This is a genomic window from Tropicimonas omnivorans (assembly GCF_031846565.1).
Lineage (GTDB): Bacteria > Pseudomonadota > Alphaproteobacteria > Rhodobacterales > Rhodobacteraceae > Tropicimonas_B > Tropicimonas_B omnivorans.
The window spans coordinates 1,030,464-1,049,683 of sequence record NZ_JAVRHL010000001.1; the positions used below are offsets into that span (position 1 = coordinate 1,030,464).

At 61.5% G+C, this 19,220-nt stretch carries 20 protein-coding genes and 1 pseudogene; 9 read left to right on the forward strand and 12 right to left on the reverse strand.

Going from position 1 to position 19,220, the window contains the following annotated elements:
- Positions 1 to 2: 2 nt before the first annotated feature.
- The 3 genes from RM543_RS04915 to RM543_RS04925 form a co-directional block, all read right to left on the reverse strand.
- Complete coding sequence (locus RM543_RS04915; protein ID WP_311689763.1) at positions 3 to 1,031, reverse strand: ABC transporter substrate-binding protein; 1,029 nt, start codon at positions 1,029 to 1,031, stop codon at positions 3 to 5.
- On the reverse strand, positions 1,031 to 2,008 hold the full coding sequence (locus tag RM543_RS04920) for an MBL fold metallo-hydrolase (RefSeq protein ID WP_311689867.1): 978 nt from the start codon (positions 2,006 to 2,008) through the stop codon (positions 1,031 to 1,033). Before RM543_RS04920 ends, RM543_RS04915 begins: the two co-directional genes overlap by 1 nt.
- 82 nt (positions 2,009 to 2,090) lie before the next feature.
- Positions 2,091 to 2,885, reverse strand: a complete 795-nt coding sequence (locus RM543_RS04925; RefSeq protein ID WP_311689764.1) for a FadR/GntR family transcriptional regulator — start codon at positions 2,883 to 2,885, stop codon at positions 2,091 to 2,093.
- 172 nt (positions 2,886 to 3,057) lie between these two features.
- Between RM543_RS04925 and RM543_RS04930 the strand changes: the two genes are divergently transcribed.
- Genes RM543_RS04930 through RM543_RS04940 form a run of 3 tightly spaced genes read left to right on the forward strand, consistent with a single transcriptional unit; the run spans position 3,058 to position 4,935 of the window.
- Positions 3,058 to 3,423, forward strand: a complete 366-nt coding sequence (locus RM543_RS04930; protein WP_311689765.1) for a hypothetical protein — start codon at positions 3,058 to 3,060, stop codon at positions 3,421 to 3,423.
- Positions 3,424 to 4,179 carry an SDR family NAD(P)-dependent oxidoreductase gene (locus RM543_RS04935; RefSeq protein WP_311689766.1) on the forward strand — a complete coding sequence of 252 codons (756 nt, stop codon included), beginning with the start codon at positions 3,424 to 3,426 and terminating at the stop codon, positions 4,177 to 4,179.
- 33 nt (positions 4,180 to 4,212) lie between these two features.
- Positions 4,213 to 4,935 carry an HpcH/HpaI aldolase family protein gene (locus tag RM543_RS04940; protein WP_311689767.1) on the forward strand — a complete coding sequence of 241 codons (723 nt, stop codon included), beginning with the start codon at positions 4,213 to 4,215 and terminating at the stop codon, positions 4,933 to 4,935.
- A gap of 15 nt (positions 4,936 to 4,950) precedes the next feature.
- Here the strand turns inward: RM543_RS04940 and RM543_RS04945 are convergent, their stop codons facing one another.
- Positions 4,951 to 6,363, reverse strand: coding sequence for an FAD-binding oxidoreductase (locus RM543_RS04945; protein ID WP_311689768.1), 1,413 nt, complete (start codon positions 6,361 to 6,363; stop codon positions 4,951 to 4,953).
- Positions 6,364 to 6,533: 170 nt separating this feature from the next.
- On the opposite strand from RM543_RS04945, the gene RM543_RS04950 reads away from it, so the two are divergent.
- Genes RM543_RS04950 through RM543_RS04960 form a run of 3 tightly spaced genes read left to right on the forward strand, consistent with a single transcriptional unit; the run spans position 6,534 to position 8,641 of the window.
- Entirely contained in the window at positions 6,534 to 7,286 is a 753-nt protein-coding gene (locus RM543_RS04950; protein ID WP_311689769.1) for an SDR family NAD(P)-dependent oxidoreductase, read from the forward strand.
- 45 nt (positions 7,287 to 7,331) lie between these two features.
- Positions 7,332 to 7,706 carry a hypothetical protein gene (locus RM543_RS04955; protein ID WP_311689770.1) on the forward strand — a complete coding sequence of 125 codons (375 nt, stop codon included), beginning with the start codon at positions 7,332 to 7,334 and terminating at the stop codon, positions 7,704 to 7,706.
- 50 nt (positions 7,707 to 7,756) lie between these two features.
- Complete coding sequence (locus RM543_RS04960; protein WP_311689771.1) at positions 7,757 to 8,641, forward strand: MBL fold metallo-hydrolase; 885 nt, start codon at positions 7,757 to 7,759, stop codon at positions 8,639 to 8,641.
- Here the strand turns inward: RM543_RS04960 and RM543_RS04965 are convergent.
- The 6 genes from RM543_RS04965 to RM543_RS04990 form a co-directional block, all read right to left on the reverse strand.
- Positions 8,638 to 8,910 (reverse strand): hypothetical protein, encoded by a 273-nt coding sequence (locus RM543_RS04965; protein WP_311689772.1) that lies wholly within the window; start codon positions 8,908 to 8,910, stop codon positions 8,638 to 8,640. The genes RM543_RS04960 and RM543_RS04965 overlap by 4 nt on opposite strands.
- Positions 8,911 to 9,040: 130 nt before the next feature.
- Positions 9,041 to 10,138, reverse strand: coding sequence for a guanitoxin biosynthesis MBL fold metallo-hydrolase GntH (gntH, locus tag RM543_RS04970; RefSeq protein WP_311689773.1), 1,098 nt, complete (start codon positions 10,136 to 10,138; stop codon positions 9,041 to 9,043).
- Between the two features lie 60 nt (positions 10,139 to 10,198).
- A complete protein-coding gene (locus RM543_RS04975) occupies positions 10,199 to 11,710 on the reverse strand; it encodes a tripartite tricarboxylate transporter permease (RefSeq protein WP_311689774.1) in 1,512 nt (503 codons plus the stop codon).
- A gap of 12 nt (positions 11,711 to 11,722) precedes the next feature.
- Complete coding sequence (locus RM543_RS04980) at positions 11,723 to 12,148, reverse strand: tripartite tricarboxylate transporter TctB family protein (protein ID WP_311689775.1); 426 nt, start codon at positions 12,146 to 12,148, stop codon at positions 11,723 to 11,725.
- 54 nt (positions 12,149 to 12,202) lie between these two features.
- Positions 12,203 to 13,138 (reverse strand): tripartite tricarboxylate transporter substrate-binding protein, encoded by a 936-nt coding sequence (locus RM543_RS04985; protein WP_311689776.1) that lies wholly within the window; start codon positions 13,136 to 13,138, stop codon positions 12,203 to 12,205.
- Positions 13,135 to 13,722: a MarR family winged helix-turn-helix transcriptional regulator gene (locus tag RM543_RS04990; RefSeq protein ID WP_311689777.1), complete on the reverse strand. Its 588-nt coding sequence runs from the start codon at positions 13,720 to 13,722 to the stop codon at positions 13,135 to 13,137. Before RM543_RS04990 ends, RM543_RS04985 begins: the two co-directional genes overlap by 4 nt.
- A 250-nt stretch (positions 13,723 to 13,972) precedes the next feature.
- Here RM543_RS04990 and RM543_RS04995 point away from each other — a divergent pair, with 250 nt between their 5' ends.
- Complete coding sequence (locus RM543_RS04995) at positions 13,973 to 14,716, forward strand: universal stress protein (protein WP_311689778.1); 744 nt, start codon at positions 13,973 to 13,975, stop codon at positions 14,714 to 14,716.
- Between the two features lie 58 nt (positions 14,717 to 14,774).
- Here the strand turns inward: RM543_RS04995 and hisC are convergent, their stop codons facing one another.
- Positions 14,775 to 15,875 carry a histidinol-phosphate transaminase gene (hisC, locus tag RM543_RS05000; RefSeq protein ID WP_311689779.1) on the reverse strand — a complete coding sequence of 367 codons (1,101 nt, stop codon included), beginning with the start codon at positions 15,873 to 15,875 and terminating at the stop codon, positions 14,775 to 14,777.
- A 261-nt stretch (positions 15,876 to 16,136) separates the two neighbouring features.
- On the opposite strand from hisC, the gene RM543_RS05005 reads away from it, so the two are divergent.
- A complete protein-coding gene (locus RM543_RS05005; RefSeq protein ID WP_311689780.1) occupies positions 16,137 to 17,420 on the forward strand; it encodes an FAD-binding oxidoreductase in 1,284 nt (427 codons plus the stop codon).
- A gap of 149 nt (positions 17,421 to 17,569) precedes the next feature.
- Positions 17,570 to 17,887, forward strand: a pseudogene (locus tag RM543_RS05010) (IS5/IS1182 family transposase); the annotation flags it as partial.
- A 109-nt stretch (positions 17,888 to 17,996) separates the two neighbouring features.
- On the opposite strand, the gene RM543_RS05015 reads toward RM543_RS05010, so the two are convergent.
- The gene (locus RM543_RS05015; protein WP_311689781.1) at positions 17,997 to 19,175 is read right to left on the reverse strand and encodes a M24 family metallopeptidase; all 1,179 of its coding nucleotides are present in this window, start codon (positions 19,173 to 19,175) and stop codon (positions 17,997 to 17,999) included.
- Positions 19,176 to 19,220: the final 45 nt, after the last annotated feature.

The following is a 19,220-nucleotide window of genomic DNA, read 5'->3' on the forward strand; positions in this document are numbered from 1 at the left end:
GATCACTCCTCGGCATCGGACCAAGTGGTGACGAAGTAGTTGGATGCGGTCTCGAAGTCTCCGATCCCCGCTTCACGCGCCATATCGAGATAGGTATCTAGCATGTCCAGATCGAGTTCGAGGGCGGTCTCGAAGAGGCTTTCCTCCAGATAGAAGTCGTAGATCTCGGCGGCGATCTCCGGTGCGACGTTGGCCGAGCTGGCCAACGATTCTATGGCTGCATCGCGGTTCGCCTCATCGAGGAGGAAACTCTTGCCCTCCCGCACGGCTTCGACAAACGCATCGACGGCCTCCGGATTGTCGTCTGCCCAATTGGAATTGTAGAAGGCGGCAATAGCCTGCGAATCCACGACGTCGGAGGATAGAGCGAGGCGCACTGCCGTTGTCTCGGAGTTCAGGTAGATAAAGTCCTGCGGCTGTGTAAGCGTGACGGCCGACACGTTGCCCGACAGGAGCGCTGCGATCTTGTTCGACCCGGATCCGGTCTGGAACACTTCGAATTCCGATTTCGCCAGCCCGTTCTCGAGAAGCATTGTCGAGATAAGAGTCGCGTCGGAGCTGGCGATAGCCGCGGTCCCGATCCGCTTGCCCTGCAAGTCATCGAACGACGTTACGCCCGGTGCGCCCAACAGGCTGAACGGCGTGTTGATCATGCCGATGAATCCCTGGACAGGCGCGCCCCGATCCTGAGCGAGCGCCGGTTGATCGGGATTTGTAACAAAGATCTGCAGATCGTTCGAAACGAGTTGCTGAAGGCCCTGGCCACCGCCGACGTAGCGCGTGGTCACGTCAAGACCTGCTTCTTCGAAGGTACCGTTGGTCTGTGCAACGAAGACGGGCCAAAGCGCTGCGACCGGCGCGGGGGCGCCAACGACGATTGGCGTATCCTGAGCATGGAGCGGGAGGGTCCCGCCGATAACGATAGGCAGTGCAAGGGTAACGGCGAAGCGTTGTGTAATGCGGATGCGGTGCAGTGTCATCGAAAGGCTCCCGTTGATGTTTTGGTTTTGGTCGGCCTTGTCCCGTGCCATCAGACCTTGAGGATCAGGCCGTCGTGCGCGACGTGGACGTTGCCGTCGAACGTCTCTGCGATCCGAGAGGCGTAACGGTCGAAGATGTCCTCGGGGGCCTCTTCTTCGCCGTAGTAGACTTTCGACATGGCTCGCGAGGCGGGCGGGGCACCGAAGGGGGCCACGTGGGTGGCGACGACGGTCTTCACCCCCGCCTTCCGCGCGACTTCACCGATCCAACTTGGCGTCGAATGGGGGTGTGTATGCTCCTTCTGCGCATCCTCCAGAGAGGAAGACCGAGAGAACTTGCCGGTGGTGAACATGTCGCCATCCGGCTTGGCACATTCCTGGATCAGGACATCCGCACCCTTTGCCAATTCCGGCACTTCCGGGCAGGGTCGACAATCGCCGGTGACGACGACAGAGCCGTGGTCGCAATCCACCCGGTAAGCGAGGCTACGCATGCCGAACTGTTGGAAATGCGGAACTTCGACGGAAGTGATCCTGTACTTGTCCGTCTCGGTCACCAGCCCGGGCTCGACGTCACGCGCGGTGAACGGTGGCTCGTCTCTCGGGCGACCGGGAACATCGGCGCGCCATGTGCTGACGAGACCGCGCCCGAACTCCACATCCGCATAATGGCCTTTGAACACAAGATCATTTGCCATCCTCACCGTGCCGGCGGGACCGGTCACAGGCAGATCCTCCTGACGGCTTGCGATCCAGCTTGCAATCATGAAGTAGCCGAAGCTGGCTATGTGATCGAAATGCAGGTGGGTGAGGTAGAGTTCGTCGATCTCCACCGGGTTGATCCCGCAACGCATCAGGTTCTCTAGGACCATCCGCCCGCAATCAAACTGCAGAACGGTGCCATCGATGGTGACGGCTGCGGAAGCCCCGCCGCGGAAAGGGTCGGGCAGTGCGGAGGCGGAGCCGGTCAGGACGACGTGCATGCCCTTGGTGAAGTCATGTTCGGCATTGAGCGGACTTGTGATCATGACCAAAGACTCTCCCCTTACCATGAACAGATGTACATGAAACCAATTTCAGTTCAAATAAGGACCGATAAATTTCTGTCTGTCAAGTGTTGGTTCCCGTCGCCAGAAATCGTGGGGGCTCGCGCCAAATCTGGCGTCCGGTTTCTTCTTGCCAGGCTTGTTCGAGATAGTTGAAGCGCGTGGCCAGAACCGAGGCAATTTTCTCTGAATCTCCAAGGCAGATCGCGTCTAGTGTCGCCAGAAGGGTGTCTATGGCGGCAGCGGGGACCTTGGCAGCGGCACGCCGACGGATCGGCTCGATCTGCTGCGTCAGAACCTGCATGATCGTCTCGAGGATCCGCATGTGTGTGGCCCGCCCCAGCGCTGTGTTGAAGCGAAGGGCGGCCATCGAGAACGTCTCGATGTCTTCTTCCGTGTAGTGGTCTCGCCCCCGCAATTCCTCGAGCGGCGCGAGGATGTCGCGCATCTCCTGGAGTTCTTGCGGAGAGGCGCGCGAGGCGGCCAGCTCGACGATCTGGGGCTCTATGGCGCGCCGCGTGATCAGGATCTCCGCAAAATCTTCGACTTCGACCTGGGTCGGCAGGAACATTTGGACGTAGGAAGCCGGCGGTCGGCCGACGACGAAAGCCCCTCCCGCAGCGCCCGCCCGCACCTCTAGGATACCGTCCTTCTCCATCCGTTTCAGGGCTTCCCGAAGGGCGGTTCGGTTCAGGCCAAGCTGCGCTGTCAGCGTCTTTTCCGAGGGCAGCTTCTCACCGATTTTGACGTGGCAGAAGAAGATCGCCTTGGCGATGGCATCAACGGCGTAGTCTGCGCTGCGCCGGACGTACACCGGATCGAAGACGTGGTTGGTGGTAAGTTGATCACGTATGCCCATAACAGCTCCTCTGTCGGCAACCCTTTCGGATCTCGTCATTTTTTTGCATGTAGATACCGATAGTAGATAGAAATTTCTGTTCGACCTTCGCGTTTTGCCTCAGTATCGGTTCTTGATGGATCCGATATTGCTTGGTAAGGCGACATATGTGCGCCAACATAGGAGTGGTCGGATGGAACTGGAAGACCTAGTGGGAAAAGGCCTGCGTGCCCTTTTTTGCATCGAGATCAAGGAGGACTTTTTCCGGGCCAAGCCCGAGGAAGTCCGCGAGATTGGCGCGGCCTTGAAAGAGGCTTTTGCCGACCTCGAAGGGCGCTTCGGAGTGAAGGTGCTGGGCACGTTCGACGATGACCTGGTCCAATGCGGGGCTGGCAACGGCTTTCCTTTCATCTCGTACATTCTGGCCGATATTCCGGATTTCGAGGCTTCCGTCGCCGTTACGAACCTTCTCCGCACGCCATTCAAGGGGTCCCGGCTGAACCAGTACATGTCGATGCAGACACGTGTGGGTCATCCGCTCTTCTTCGGAACCGAGTAGATGGCAGAACTAGTAGACAGTGAACATTCGAGAGTCGCTTTCGTCACGGGCGCCGGTCAGGGTCTTGGCAAGGCGATAGGGCTCGCGTTGGCGCAGGCCGGGCATAGTGTGGTATTTGCTGATATCGATGCGGATCGGGCCGAGGCAGCGGCTGGCGATGTCGGTCCCGCTGCGCTTGGCGTGAGTGTCGATGTCCGCGACCGTGCTTCGGTCGAGGCCGCCGCGGAACGGGCGCGCAACCGGTTCGGCCCCATAGGAATTCTCGTGAACAATGCGGCCCGGACCGTAGCGCAGCCCTTTGCCCAGCTTACCGAGACGGAATGGGACGATGTCTTCGCAGTGAACCTCCGCGGCATCTTGCTGACGACCCAGACCATGGTGCCCGACATGGTGGACGCCGGATGGGGCCGGATCATCAACCTCTCTTCTCTGGCAGGACAGCGCGGCGGACCCCAGGTGCAGGGCGCGCATTACGCCAGCTCCAAAGCGGCCATTATCGGACTGTCTCGCTACATCGCGCATGAATATGCATCCTATGGCATCACGGCCAACGTGATTGCGCCGGGCCCGATCTTGACCGAGGCGACGGCGTTGGCGCCCAAAGACAAGCTCGACCTACTAGCGTCACAGATCCCGGTCGGTCGGTTCGGCGCGGCTCGGGATGTCGGCGCGCTGGCCTGTCACCTGGCCTCAACGGCGGGCGCCTTCATCACGGGGGCGACGATGGACATCAACGGTGGCCTGCAGATGCGCTGAGAGCTTCATTAAAATGTCTGGCAAGAGGTCGGAATGACGCTACGCGAGCAATTAGAGCAGGGCAGGGCGCTACGGGGCCCGTTCTGCGGACTGCCCTCTCCGGATACAGTCGAAGTGATTTGCGCCGCAGGTCCCGATTTCGTCTGTTTCGATGGCGAGCATTCCGCCATTCGGGGTGCCGCGCTGACCAACATGCTGCGAGCTGCGGCGTGTCACCGGATTCCGGCGATTGTCCGTGTGCCCGACGGTTTACCGCATATTGTCGCTGAAATTCTGGATGCCGGGGCAGCGGGTATACTCGTGCCGCGGGTCTCCGATGTCGCCGCAGCGCGCGCAGCGGTCAGCGCATCACGGTTTCCCCCCGTGGGTGAGCGCGGCGTCGGACCGGGACGTGTAGCCGGCTACGGCTATAACATTGGCCCGATGATGTCCGCAGCGCCACCACTCGTCGGCGTGCAGATCGAAACCATCGAGGCGGTCGAGGCCGCAGCCGATATCCTGGCGGTCGAAGGCATAGACTTTGCGCTGATCGGGCCGGGGGACCTTGGCGTTTCCCTTGCTGCCTCCGGGGTGGACGAAGATCTCGATACGCTTATCGACCGGATCTTTGAGGTGGCGAAGAAACTGGATATGCCATGCGGGATCTTTGCTCCAGATCGCGAAAAAGCCCTTGCCGAGGCGTCGCGAGCCCAACTCGTCATTCAGGGCAGCGATGCCATGCTTCTTCATGCCGCCGCTAGAGCAGCCTTTGGTTGACGTCTTGGCGGGGCGTCACGCTGAGGCTGTCTTGATCTGATCAAACCCCTTTCCCGGATTGAGAATGCCCTTGGGATCCAATGCGGATTTGAGAAGTTGCATAGTTCGGATCTGGGAGGGAGATCGGGAGTACGACATGTAGTCCCGCTTGATGAGGCCGATACCGTGCTCGGCGGAAATCGTCCCCCCAAGCTCCCTTACCGTGCCGTAGACCAGTTCCTTCACGTGTTGCTCGGGCTGCGCCTCTTGTCCAGGTACATGTACGACCAGATGCAGATTGTTGTCGCCTATATGTCCGTAGCTCAGCGCGATTATGTCTGGCCAGCGTTCCTTCAATCGAGTCTCGAAAAGGCGAACGGCCTCTGGGATCTGGCGTGTCGGAACACCGACGTCAAACGGCACAATCTGTCCAATGACGGCACCATATTCGGCCGGCGTTTCACGGACCGCCCAAAGTTCGTGTTCTTCCTTCACCGAATTGGCAAGCACCGCATCCGCGACGCAACCCGCTTCGAACGCGTTTTCAAGCAGCGATTCCATCTTTTCGCGCGCCATGCTTCCCGCGCCTCCTGTGGCTTCGAGAATGGCGTAGACGCCGTGCTTCCCTTCGATCGCGGTTCTGATCCCGCAACGCTCCGCCATGGTTTCGTAGAAGCTCGGCCACATTACTTCGAAGCAGGTGAGCATCGGTCCGAGAGATTTCTTTGCACGGGCGAGTAGATCGAGTAGCGCATCTGTATCTGGGCAGCCGATCAGAGCCGTTTGCTTTTCGGTCTGGCCGGGATGCAGCCGCATCGTGCAGCGCGTTATGATGCCGAAAAGGCCCTCGGTACCGACGAAGAGATGCTTGAGGTCGAGGCCGGCATTGTTCTTGGTAAGTGTGTTGAAATCGTCGACGATTGTGCCGTCCGCCAGCACCACCTCAAGCCCGAGAAGCTGGTCTCGCGTCATTCCGTAGCGGATAACGTTATGGCCGCCGGCATTTGTTGCGACCAGCCCGCCAAGTTGGCAGGATCCGCGCGCCCCGATATCGATAGCGAGCATCAACCCGGCCTCATCGGCCGCCTCCTGAGCAGTTTCCAGGACTGTGCCGGCTTCTGCGGTAAGGGTGGCCTCCAGAGGGTCCACGGAAAGGATCTTGTTCATTCGCTCGAGGGACAGGACGATACCGTCCGCAATCGGGTGCGCGGCACCGGAAATGCCGGTCAGCCCGCCCTGAGGAACCACGGGGATCCCGTTCGCCTGACAGACCCGGAGTGCGGCCGAAACCTCTTCGGTACGGCGCGGCTGCACCAATGCGGCCGGTTCGATGGGTTCCAGACCGGCCCAGTCGTGGCGATAGCGTTCGGGTACCTCGGGCCCCGGCGTCACTACATCCGGGCCACAGGCATCGTTCAGCAGGCGGGCAATGTCGAGTTGGTGCGTCATGCTAGTCCTGTCGCGTCTGGTGGGGACAACGATGCCACGCATTCGGTAGGTTCCTCGCTGCCAACTATCGGTAGTTAAATATACCGATTTCAGTTGATTGCAAAACTTTTCTGACCTAGTGTGAGTCGTGTTCCAAACCTTTGCATCCGTTCAGGAGACGCCAGTTGCCCTTGAATATCGACCTTTCCGGACGTTCAGCTCTTGTCACAGGCGCCGCACAGGGCCTCGGCCTTGCCATGGCTAAGGCTCTGACGGAGGCGGGTGCCACCGTCATGCTGACGGACGTGTCCGATACTGTCGGCGCTGCCGCGACGGACCTGAATGCTGGCCCCGGTCGCGCAATAGGGCGAACGCTCGACGTTCAGGACGAAGCCGCTTGGGAGGATGCGCTCGACGGCCTCGAGGCGGAAACGGGAAAACCCGTCGGGATCGTCATCAACAATGCCGCTCTGACCCTCGCCAGTTCGATCTGGGATCTCTCGCTTGACGAGTGGGACCGTGTCATGGCGGTCAATCTCAAGGGCTACTTCATCGGATGCCGCTGTGCGGGACGTCGCATGCGCCAGGCCGGTTGGGGTCGGATCATAAACCTTTCATCTCTGGCGGGACAGCGCGGCGGCCTGGTTGGCGGTGTGCATTACTCTGCCTCGAAGGGCGGGATCCTGGCCTTGAGCAAGTGTTTTGCCCTCGAACTTGCTGGGGACGGCGTGACCGTGAACATTATTTCACCGGCGGCGATCGAAGGGCCGATGAGCCGTTCGATGCCGCAGGACAAGGTTGCCGCGCTCGCCTCCGGAATTCCGGTCAAGCGCTTGGGCAGCGATGCCGAGGTGGGCATGGCGGCCGTTTATCTGGCGTCCGATCAGGCTGCTTTCGTTACCGGCTCGACGCTCGACGTGAACGGCGGCCTTCTGATGCGCTGACCCGTCTTTCCAAGACATTCAAACAGACGAAAAAAGGACCGATCAATGGCCGTAGAATTCGCCACCCCGAAAATCCCCACCCCCCACCGGGTTGTCTTCCTTGGAGCGTCTACCGAGGGGTGGTTCACCGCGTCCGGTGACGAGCGCAGGAACAGGATTCTGCCGCGAATGAAGCAGATGTTCGCCGATTGGCAGGAGATGGGTGCCAAGGTTCTGGCGACCGTCGACGACGACCTCTTCATGGTTGGACAGCCCGGCAGCCCGGATTTCACGTGGTACCTCATCATGGAAGTCCCCGACCTCGAAACGGTCGCGGCGATGATAAACTTGGTACGTAAGGACGAGGACGGCGTTCGACTCGACCGCGTGATGCGGTTGGAGGCGCGGGTCGGTCGGCCGTTCTTCCTTCTCGAAAGCTGAGCGCCAACGTTGGCTGTTCGTCGGGCTCTTTACTTGGGAGAAACCCGGAAATGAAGATTACCATCGTTGGCACCGCATCGCCGGCCTTGACGCTGAGAAGCGGCAATGTCGGCACCTCGGTGCTGCTGGAGCACGGTTCCCGGAAGGCAATGTTCGACCTTGGTCCGGGCGCCACGACGCGGTTGGACCACCTCGGTCATGACGTACGGGATATTGATTACGTCTACTTGACCCATCATCACTGGGATCATGTTGCGGACCTTCCCCATTTCGTGCTCGGCCGGTGGGAAAAGTCCCTTTTCGGCTCCGTGGGCGGAGATCCTTTTGCTCAGTCGCTGGTCCTTGTTGGGCCGCGAGATACGCGTCGTTTGGCAGACCGGTTCTTCGGAAAAGACGGCGCCTATGCCGACTGCATCGCGACGCGCTATGCCGAGGATATCGGTCTCCGTCTCTACGGAGCGCGGGGCATCAAGTCACCTCTTCCCCCGCTACTTGGCGACGTTCGGGAAATCTCTGCCGGCGACAGCTGGAAATCGGATATGCTGAGCTTTTCCACCACGAAGGCGGTGCATTGCCAGCCTTATCTGGAGTCTGCCGCATACCGGGTCGACGCGGATGGAAAATCGTTCGTTTTTGCTGGGGACACAGCCCCATGCGACGGCGTGACGGAGCTTGCAAAGGGCGCTTCCGTACTCTTGCACGATTGCAACGTGAACGAGAATGTCCGGGACCAACTCGGGACCGTAACGATGCATTCTACAGCGGAAGAAGTTGGCGAAGTTGCACGCTCCGCCGGGGTCGAGAAGATCGTCGCAGTGCATCACGGCATTCCGAAGGGTGAGAAGACCCGAAGGGCCGACCTGCAGCGTAGAATCGCGTCAGTCTTCGATGGCGAAATCGAGATCGCGACCGAAGGCGATACCTATGTCCTTTAGACCCCATGATGGCGGTGAGCTGACTTCTGTGGTCGCCGCCCGTAGTGCGAGTAGCTTGTGCCTGCGCTGACATAATCGCCCAGCATCCGGTTGTGGGCGATGAGCCGTTCGCCTTCGCGGCGGATCGAGGCCCAAGCCATGCCGATCCCGTCCTTGACCATCATCGCGTTGTCCCATCCGCCCGTCTGGTGGACGTAGCGCCCCGCCGCAAGACTGGCGCGGGCGGGAACGCAGGTCGGCGAGGGGGTGATCGCATTTTCGAAGCGCATACCTTGCGCCGCAGGGTATCCAGATTGGGTGTGGAGGCGACGACCTACCCCGCGCATCCCATCGCCCGCGCCTGATGCTCCTCGGAGCAGATGACGAGGAGATTCTTCTTCTCCTCGTCCTTCCATTTGCTCATGTCTCGGCATCTTCGATTTTCGTGTCGACACCCTCGACCGGGATCTCGGCATCCACGAGCCATTGGGACATGGGGGTCGTCACATCCGCTTCCATCTTCGGGCGCTTGCTGCCGTGCTGGTGGGATGGCGCCGGCCAAGCGAAGTCCGGGACAACGGCCATACGCTGGGTGATCTTTTCCTCAGTCACGTTCAGGACCATGAGATCCTCGGCCAAGGCGGCAGGGCCGTCCCAAGTTACACGCAGATCGTCGATGATGGGCAGCTTGAGGTCCTCGGAGATCATCGTGTGATAGATCACGCCAAGCCGTGGCTGGCAGAGCGCGAAGATCTTGCCGGCCGACCGGGGCGGACAATGCACCCCGTGACAGATGTTCTGCGCGATCTGGTAGGGCAGGTGGGTCTTCTGTGAATATTCCTTGGCGGGCACGAAGGCCTCGTGGATCAGCACGTCGACGTTCTGCGCGTTGTCGACCATGAACTGGCTTGGCTTGCCATCACCGAGGAACACCATGGAGCGGCCGTTCCAGTCGAGCCGGTAGCTGACCGGTCCGTCGATGCAGTGGATCGCGGGGAAAGCGCTGATCGTGACGCCGTTCTCCTCGAAAACCACCTGATTGTTCACCGAGTAGTCGAACTCGGTGAAATCAGCACGCCACCCCGTTCCCGCGCTGACGACCGCGCGGCGGCTTTCGATGTCCCATGCCATCATCTCGTTGAATGCCTTGCCGAAAGCGGCAGTGCCAAGGCGCGGTTCGCTGCCCGACGGCCCCCAGACGCGCAGGGGCGTGAAGCGACCACGCACCATGCCCACGGCGAAGAGGGAGCCGAGGTCGCCCATGTGATCGACGTGCAGGTGCGTCAGGAAGACCTTGTCCAAAAGCGAATGCGGAAGGCCAAGCGCGTTGAGGTTGGCCGCGGTTGATGTGCCGAGGTCGAAGATGAACTTGTCACCGTTGCCGAGCTCTACCAGCCAGCCGGGAGAGGCCTGTCGCCTACGGGCGAACGGCATGCCGGTTCCGAGGGCGGTGATGCGCATCTCGTCCGCGCCGAGCTCTTCGCCGGGATAGAAAAAGTTGGTGTCACGCTGGGTCATGGACGCTCCGTTGTGTTTGCAGGTTCGTCTGACGTTGGCGGTCAGACCGGGAAGGGCGTGTCAGGCAGAATGGCGGTCCTGGTCTCGTCTATTCCGGATGAAAAACACCGCGAGAACGACGACCGAAATCGCAAGCAGGGCGATTGCCACCGGGAACTGCACGATATTTGTGAGATCCCCGGTGAGCAGCGACAGGGTCTGGCCGAGGCTTCGTTCGAGCCGTGGCCCGAGGAAGAAGGCGATGATGAACACGATGACCGGATAGTCGTAGACCTTCATCAGCACGCCAAGGACCGTGAACCCCAGAAGGATCGCAAGACCGAACGTCCCTCCCGAAATGACGGTAGAGCCGACGATGCAAAGGATGATGGCCGAGGCGAAGATCATCGTCTCGGGCGCTCTGGCGATCCGGACCCAGATACGCCAGCCCACAAGGCCAAGGCCAAGATTGACGACATTGGCAATCATCATGGCGCCGAAGAGGCCGTAAATCAGGCGGCCCTGGTTCTCGAAGATCAGCGGGCCGGGCTGGATGCCGTGAACCATGAAAGCGCTGAGGACGAGGGCGGCCGTTACGCTGCCGGGAATGCCAAGGGCAAGGAGGGGGATGAGGTTGGCCCCCGCGACGGCGGAGTTCGCACTTTCGACGGATGCGACGCCCCGGATATCACCCTTGCCAAAAGAACTGGCGTCTTTGGCGGCTGCCTTGGCAGACACGTAGGACATGGATGCCGCGGCGGAGGAGCCGATGCCAGGCAGGGCGCCGACCATGGTGCCGAAGAATGCCCCGCGCAGCATGACAAAGCGGCAAGCCCAGTATTCCCTGAAGCTGAGCGTGTCATCGGTCGGGTCCGCACTGGCATCCATGTCGATGACCGACTGTGACCGCCGGCCCACCCCAGCAAGCCGCAAAACGATTTCTGACAGGACGAGAACTCCGATCGCGACCGGAACTTGAGGAACGCCGTCGAACAGCTCGAAGTTGCCGAAGGTCAGCCGCGGAAGACCGTAGTCGGGATCCGTGCCGATCAGCGAGACGAAAATCCCGAGAGCAGCCGCGATCAAAGCCTTGGAGAGCGAGCGGCCCGACAGGGCCGAGATCACGGCGAAAGCCAGCACCATCAGCGCGAAGATCTCCACCGGTCCCATGCGCAGGGCAAAGAACGCGAGCGGCGCCGCGACGGTGATCAGGACGAGGTCAGACACCGTATCTCCCGTCACGGAAGACCACGTCGCCATCTTCAGCGCCTTCTTCGCCTGGCCCTTCCGGGCCATCGGGTGACCGTCCAGCGTCGTCATGGCGGTGTCGGGGGTGCCGGGGGTGTTCAGGATGATTGCCGGGATCGCGCCGCCAATGGAGCCGCCTTTCATCGAACCCACGAGAAAGGCGATACCGACCAGAGGTTCGAAGGTCAGCGTGTACGGTATGGCGATGGCCATCACGATGACCGGCCCTACGCCCGGCAGCGCGCCCACGAACTGGCTGAGCGCGACGCCTGTCACGATTGCGACAAGCACCATCGGATGGAATGCATCGCCCAGTCCCATGAGTATCGTGCCGAGGTCGACCATGATGAGAGTTCCCTAGACCAATGGCCGACCGAGGAGCACTTCGAAGAGAAGCCAGATCGCGAGCGGAACGCCAACGGCGCCGGCGGTCAGCCAGAGCCAGCGACGCTCGTAGGCAAGGACCATCACCGCGAGGCTGAGGACGGGCGCGGCCCACTTGAAGCCGATGACGAGAGCCAGAGCGAGTGAAAGCGCCAGAGCGCCGAGAAAGAGAGCAGACCGCGCCAGCAGGGCCAGGTCCGGCGTATCACGGCCGTCGCGTTCGAAAAGAGCGAGGACCGCGCCGATCCCGACCAGCCATGCCATGATCCTTGGCATGGTGCCCGGCTGGACGTAACCGTCGAACCCGGAAGGTGTCTGCGCCGGGATGATCCATAGGATCGTGATCGCGGCGAGGGCCAGCATGAGGAATGCCGAAGCCCGGTTCATCAGCCAAGTCATGATGTTCCCCATTGATACGGGCGGGCTTGGATGGCCCGCCCAGCGCGTCGGGAATTACTGGGTGAACATCGGACCCATGTCATCGAGGCCCGTTTGCATGCGATCGAGAGTGCCTTCCGGCCCGAAATTCTCGACATCGCTTGTCAGGACGTTCCGCACGACCTCCTGCACTGCATCGGTTTGAACTGCTTCGGCCAGTCCGTCGGCAAGCGCTTGCCGCGTCTCTTCATCAAGCTCGGCGGGGGCGGCGACATAGAAGAACGGGTCGATGTAGAGATCGTATCCTTCCTCGACAAGCGTCGGGGTGTCGGGTGCGTAGGATAGCCGCTCATTGTTGATGGACGCGATCATCTTGATCCGGCCAGCTTCGAGGAGCTGCTGATGCGCGCCGCCGCTGAAGGCCAGATCGGCTTGACCGCCGAGGATGAAGGTCGTTCCCTCACCGCCGCTCTCGGCGGCCAGACGGCGGATGTCTCCGGACTCGGCGTCGATCAGTGCGCTGGTCACATAGGCTTCAGGCCCGGGAATCGCGGCGATGACGAGTTGGTTTTCCTGCGAATACTCAATCGCTTCCCCGAGGGTGTCGAACGGGGCATCGGCTGCGGCATAGAGGCCCTTCTCGGCTCGCGCGATGCTGCCGAGGTAGTCGAAGCTATCCAGCTCGAACGGAGTTTGGTCCGGGCGTGAGGCGAGGTTGATGATGACCGGCATGTTCACCGCAACGGCGATGTTCTGTCCGTCGGCAGGCATTCGGGCGAGCTTGCTGAGCATTGCGATGCCGCCGCCGCCGGGGGTGTTCTCGGCGACGATCTGCCATCCGGTGACATCTTCCATTGCGGTGGCCAGAACACGCGAGACACTGTCAAGCGATCCGCCGGCGCCGAATGCGATCTGCATCGTGATGGGCCCGTCGGGTTCCCAATCCGCCATGGCAGCGCCCGACATTAGGACGAACCCGCTCGCAGCGGCTGCAAGTGACTTGAAAATCATGTCTTTGTCTCCCTGATGTGTGTCGCGTCTCCTGATCCGATTGGTTCGGATTCTTCGGAGGGATTGCTGCTGATGCCAGAGGCCTGAGCCGCGATCCGATTGGCAAACTCCAGAAACTGCAACATTTCACTGGAGGTGAGCGTACCGTCAATTCGCTCTCGTCTTTGCCGCATGGCGGGCTCGACCTTGTCGAAGAGCGCTTGCCCGTCAGCCGTCAGAGAGCAGATCCAGCGGCGTCGGTCGACCTTGTCGCGTTCCATGACGACAAGGCCGGCATCCTCCATCGTCTTCATGATGCGGCTGGCCTGGGACTGTTCGATCACGGTGCGGTTCACAAGCTCGCGTTGGGTCATGGAGCCGGCATCAGCGAGCATAAAGAGGACGCGCCATTCGGGCACAGAGATGCCCCCGACACGTTCGAGGATTTCCGCCTGTTCCTTCCCGAGCGCACGCTTCAGCCGCATCGCGATGACATGGATCACACTGGCGCCGGCAGGGATATCGGCTGCACCAAGGAGATCCCCCTTCAGCATCAAGCCGCCATATTTCGGGGCGTCGGTACGATCGGGAGAGTGGGAACCCATGTCGCCGTGTCCTCCTCGGGGGTGGGCCAGGTCGCGTCTTGGATCGACGCTAGAAGGGCCTCGCCGTCATTTCAAGAAAAAAGAATGTTTGCACATAGTATGTTTAGTCATGTATATATTCGGCACCGTTCGAACGTGGACGTTCTGGCCGATAATCGACGAGAGGCCATCATCGATGAGCATCAAGAACATCCTGTGTGCCTATAGCGGTAAGGCCGGTCGGGGGGCCTCTCTGCGCCACGCAATCCGCATGACCAGGCATTTCGATTGCTTCCTGACGGGGGCCCTTCGCCATGGCCGTTCGAAGCTCACGCGAAAATTCCACGGCCAGCTGCCCAAACCCGTTCTAGATCAACTCAAGGCCGCCGATGACGAGATGATGGCCCGTGTCAGCACCCAGTTCATGGAACTGGTCCGCGAAGGCGGGGTCGAGGATCGCGCCGATTTCGTGGACCTCGTTCCCGACCGGGACGGCCCGATATCGTCCTATGCGCGCGCATTCGACATCGTGGTCACAGGTTCCCACCCGCCGGATACGAGTGAGGAGCATGCCGTGGCTTTCCCGGATCTGATCGCGCTGCAAAGCGGTCGGCCCGTTCTGGTCGTCCCACCCGACTACGAGGCGAGCGGCCTTGCGGATCATGCGCTTGTGGCGTGGGACGGGAAGCGTTCCTCGGCCCGGGCGCTTGGCGATGCCATGCCGATCCTGGAGCAGAAGGCTTGCGTCACCATCCTGACCGTCGGTGCGGTCAAGCCTGAAGGCGCCGATATTCTGCTGCGGAACCTTCAACGGCACAACATCTCGGCGAGGTACGTTACAAGGCCGCGCGAGGGGTCTGTCGCAACCACGATCCTTTCCGCGGCAGAGGAGTTCTCGGCGAAGCTGTTGGTCATGGGCGCTTTCGAGCATTCGAAGTTCAGCCACGACATCATGGGCGGCGTCACCACCGATGTGATGCGCGACACGTCGATCCCCGTTCTGCTGTCGCATTGAAGTCCGAAGTGGAAGGAAGGGTCGGGCAAGCCTCGTCCGGCGGCGCGCCCTTGTTCCTTCAGCCTTCCAGCCAGCTTTTGAGCGCCGCAAGAACGCCTTCGTTGGCTTCGTCCGGCCCGATCGTCATGCGCAGCGAATTGGGCAGGTTGTACGCCTTGACCGGCCGGAGCACGAAGCCTTGCTCTCTCAGGTACGCGTCCGCCGCATCTGCGCTTCGGCTCGGATCGCCTTTAGGGAAATCGATCAGTACGAAATTCGCCTGACCCTCGGTGACACCCAGCCCCATCTTGCGAAGCTCCGTCCCGAGGCGGGCGCGCCATTCGGCATTGTAGCGCACTTGTCTTGCAACATGGTCCTGGTCCCGGATCGCGGCCACTCCGGCTGCTATGGCCGGACCGCTCATGTTGAAGGGCCCCCGAATCCGATTGACCGCGTCAACCACATGTGAGGGCGCGTACATCCACCCGATGCGAAGGGAGGCCAGGCCGTGGACCTTTGAAAACGTCCGCGTCATCACGACGTTCTCGTGCGCCTCCACCAGTTCGATGCCGGCCTCGTAATCATCGGCGGAGGCGTATTCGGCATAGGCCGCGTCGATCACAAGGAGAACGTTCGACGGCATGGACTCGGCGAGCCGGCTCATCTCGGCTTTCGAGATGTGCGTGCCAGTGGGGTTGTTGGGATTGGCAAGGAATACGATGCGCGTCTTGTCCGTGATGCGCGACAGAACGGCGTCGATCTCGACATTCATCCCGACTTCAGGGACCAGAACCGGCGAGCCGCCGCAAGCCAGAGTGTGAACGCGGTACATCAGGAAGCCCCGCTCGGACATCAGTGTCTCGTCGCCGGCGCCTACGTAGAGCCGTGTGAGCAAGCTCAGAAGCTCGTCCGAACCCGAGCCGCAGACGATACGCATGGGGTCGAGCCCGTTCGTCTTCCCGATCGCCTCGCGCAGTGCGGCAGCCGAGCCTTCGGGATAAAGTTCGAGCTGTGACGCGGCGACCGCATAGGCCTCAAGCGCCTTCGGACTGGGACCGAACGGGGCTTCGTTGGACGAAAGCTTCCAGACTTTGCGCGTCGCACCGTCGCCGCTGCTTCCGGGTTGATAGGCCGGAATCCGGCTGATTTGCGATTTCGGGGTGGGGCGTGTCTCGGGCATCTTCAACCTCGTAAGGATTTTCGCGACCGTCCGCGGTTCGCTGACCGGAAATGCATGTCGATACATATTATGCTTAGTGATATTTATAGGCTTGAAGCAAGAGGCGAGGAAGGCCTATCTTTTCCGTGAACCCCAGCACGAGGACTGCGCATGCAACCAGCGTTGACCAAGCTCAGGACTCTTTTGGGGGCCGGCGGCGTCCTGGAAGGCGAGGATGCTGCCGCATTCGAGACCTCCGTTGCGGGGAAACGGGCTTCCTCGTTGGCCGTCCTGCGCCCTGCGTCTACCGAAGAGGTTTCCGAAGCCGTCAAAATCTGCGCCGAGCATGGGGTGGCAATCGTGCCCCAAGGCGGAAACACGAATGTCTGCGGAATGACGCTCGCATCCCGGGACGCCGTAATCTTGAATCTCTCGCGTATGAACCAAATTATCGAGGTCGACCGGGAGGGCGGTACAATTACCGTCGAAGCCGGCGCCACGATGCAGGCGGTGCAGGAGGCCGCGACGGAGGCCGGTTTGCTGTTTGCCCCGGATTGGGGCGCGCGTGGATCGGCTCAGGTGGGCGGGGCCGTGGCCACCAATGGTGGTGGCCTCAACGTCATCGGCTACGGGACGACCCGCGAGCAGGTAATGGGCCTCGAGGCCGTGCTGGCTGACGGCCGCATCTGGAACGGCATGCGGCACCATATCAAGGACAACTCGGGATATGATCTCAAGCAGCTTCTGATCGGCTCCGAAGGCACTCTCGGCATCATCACGCGGCTCGTCTTCCGCCTGCATCCAGCCCCAAGTCATCGTATATCCATGATGGCGGTTCTGACGAGCACCGACCGGCTCATGGATGCCCTCGCCCTTGCGCGTCAGACGGCGGGAGATCAGCTCGTTGCGTTCGAGCTGATGAATGGCCTCGGGGTGGAGTTGGCACTGGAACGCTACCCCGATTTGAAGCGGCCCTTCGAGACGCGGGCGGACTGGTACGTTCTGATTCAGCTTGCCGGTGGTCCAACCGTGACCGAGGCAATGGAGCAGATCTTCAGCGACGGGTTCGAGCAGGAGATCTTCTCGGACGGTGTTCTGGCCAATTCGATCGCGCAGGAGCGCAATCTCTGGGAAATCCGCGAGCAGCTCATCCCCATTCAGTATTTCGACTGCCCCTTCGCGAAGTGGGACGTCTCCGTCCCGGTGTCGCGCATCATGGAGTATCTGCACCGCGCAAGGGACATCGCATCTGATGTCGATCCAGAACTTGTTTGTTATGCCGTCGGCCACGTCGGCGACGGTAACATCCATTACAACATCTTCCTTCAGGGTCGGTCCGAGGCCGAGGCCGAACGTATCATCCCCGAGTTGATCCGCCGGATCGACGACCTCATCGCTGAGATGGGTGGCAGTATCACTGCGGAACACGGGGTGGGAACGGCATATATCGAGCGCGTGCGGCGGCTTAAATCGGGCGTAGAGTACGAATTGATGCTGAAGCTAAGGGAACTCTTCGATCCGAACGGCATCCTGAACCCCGGCAAGCTCCTGCCTCGCAAGGGGTAGGCTGACTTGGTGTAAAAAGTCCGCCCCACGGGTCATGCCGTCAACGGGGGCAAGGTGAAGTCAGGCCTCAGTCGTTCGCTGACGATCTGGTTCGATGCGAACATGGTCTGAGTGCCGCCGCCGAAAGGCAAGCGAGGCCGACAGCCACAGACGCGGTCGCAGATCGAGACGCACATGCCGTCATCCCGCCCGGTAGGAACGCCACGCAGCGGACGCCTTCGACCGCGGTCGCGATCGCCCGGAACGAGGCCCCCCGCCTTGAAATACCTTGACCGCGCCATCTGTCGACGATGGAGCGGAGACCATCGCCGAAGCCCCGCCGAGACGAAAATGCATTGCGTGAAGCTACCGGGGCAGAGCCTCATGACGCTCGAATTCGATCGCCAGGTCGCGGAACTCCAAATCCGCGCCGCGGTCCTGAAAGGCCCACCGCGCTCGGAATACCTATCATAGAGCCCCCAGGATAAGTGCGGCCGGGGAAAGGGGAGCGGCCGGGGCTTCACCCTCTTTGCGCAGCAAAGCCAGGCAGGGAGCGACTACGCGCTGACGCCGAGGCGATCGGAAAGCTCCGTGGGGTTACTTCACGAAGAGCTTTGCCGGGGTGGAGCAGAGGCATTCGACGCCGTCCTCGGTGATGAGGATCGGTTCGGTGATCTCGATGCCGCCATCGTCCAGCCAGAGGGCCGGCATGAAGTGGAAGACCATGCCCGGCTGCAGGATCGCCTGGTCGCCGGGACGGAAGCTGATCGTGCGCTCGCCCCAGTCCGGAGGATAGGAGAGGCCGACGGCATAGCCGACGCGGCCTTCCTTCATGAAGCCGCGTGCGTTCAGCGTCATGTTGAAGGCATTGGCCACGTCCTCGGCGCGGTTGCCGGGGCGGGCCATCCGAAGCGCGACCTCGGTTGCTTCGAGGACGGCCTCCTCGGCGGCGAGGTACTTGTCCGGCACCTCGCCGAGAAACAGGGTCCGGGCCTGCGGCGCGTGGTAGCGGCGGTGGACGCCGGCGATCTCGAAGAAGGTGGGAACGCCGGAGGTGAGCGGCGTGCCGTCCCATGTGAGGTGGGGCGCGGTTGCGTCCATGCCGGAGGGCGCCATCGGCATGATGGCGGGATAGTCGCCCCACTCACCGTCCGCGCCGGCGATGCCCTGCTTGAATATCTCCGCAACGAGCACGTTCTTCGGCATGCCGGGTTCGGCCACCTCGACGATGCGCTGATGCATCGCCTCCACGATCCGCGCGGCGCGGCGGATATAGACCATCTCCTCGGGGGACTTGCAGGTGCGCTGCCAGTTCACGAGGCCGACCTGGTCGAAGAAGCGGCAGTTCGGGAGCGCTTCCTGCAGGGCGGCGTGGGCGGCGGCGCTGTAGTAGTAGTTGTCGAGCTCGACGCCGATCCGCCGGGCATTCGGAAAGCGCCCCTCGATCAGCTGCCCGAGAATCGACATCGGATGCTTCTCGGGGTTCTGGACGTAGCTGTCGTCATACCCAGCGATGGCCTCGTCGGACATGAAGACCGTGCGCATCGCCCCGAGGGCGTCCATCGCGCGGCCCCACCACACCGGCTCGCCCTCCATGCCGAGGATCACGGCCTGATGGACGTAGAAGGACCAGCCGTCGTAGCCGGTCAGCCAATGCATGTTCGAGGGATCGACGCAGACGAGGAGATCGAGCCCCCGTTTCTCCATCTCGGCGCGGGTGCGTTCGAGGCGGGCCAGGTATTCGGGGGTCGGAAAGTCTGGATCTGTCGTCGCCATGAGGGTCCCGTCGCGTGGGAGATCCGCCTTTGTGGGTCCCGGGCG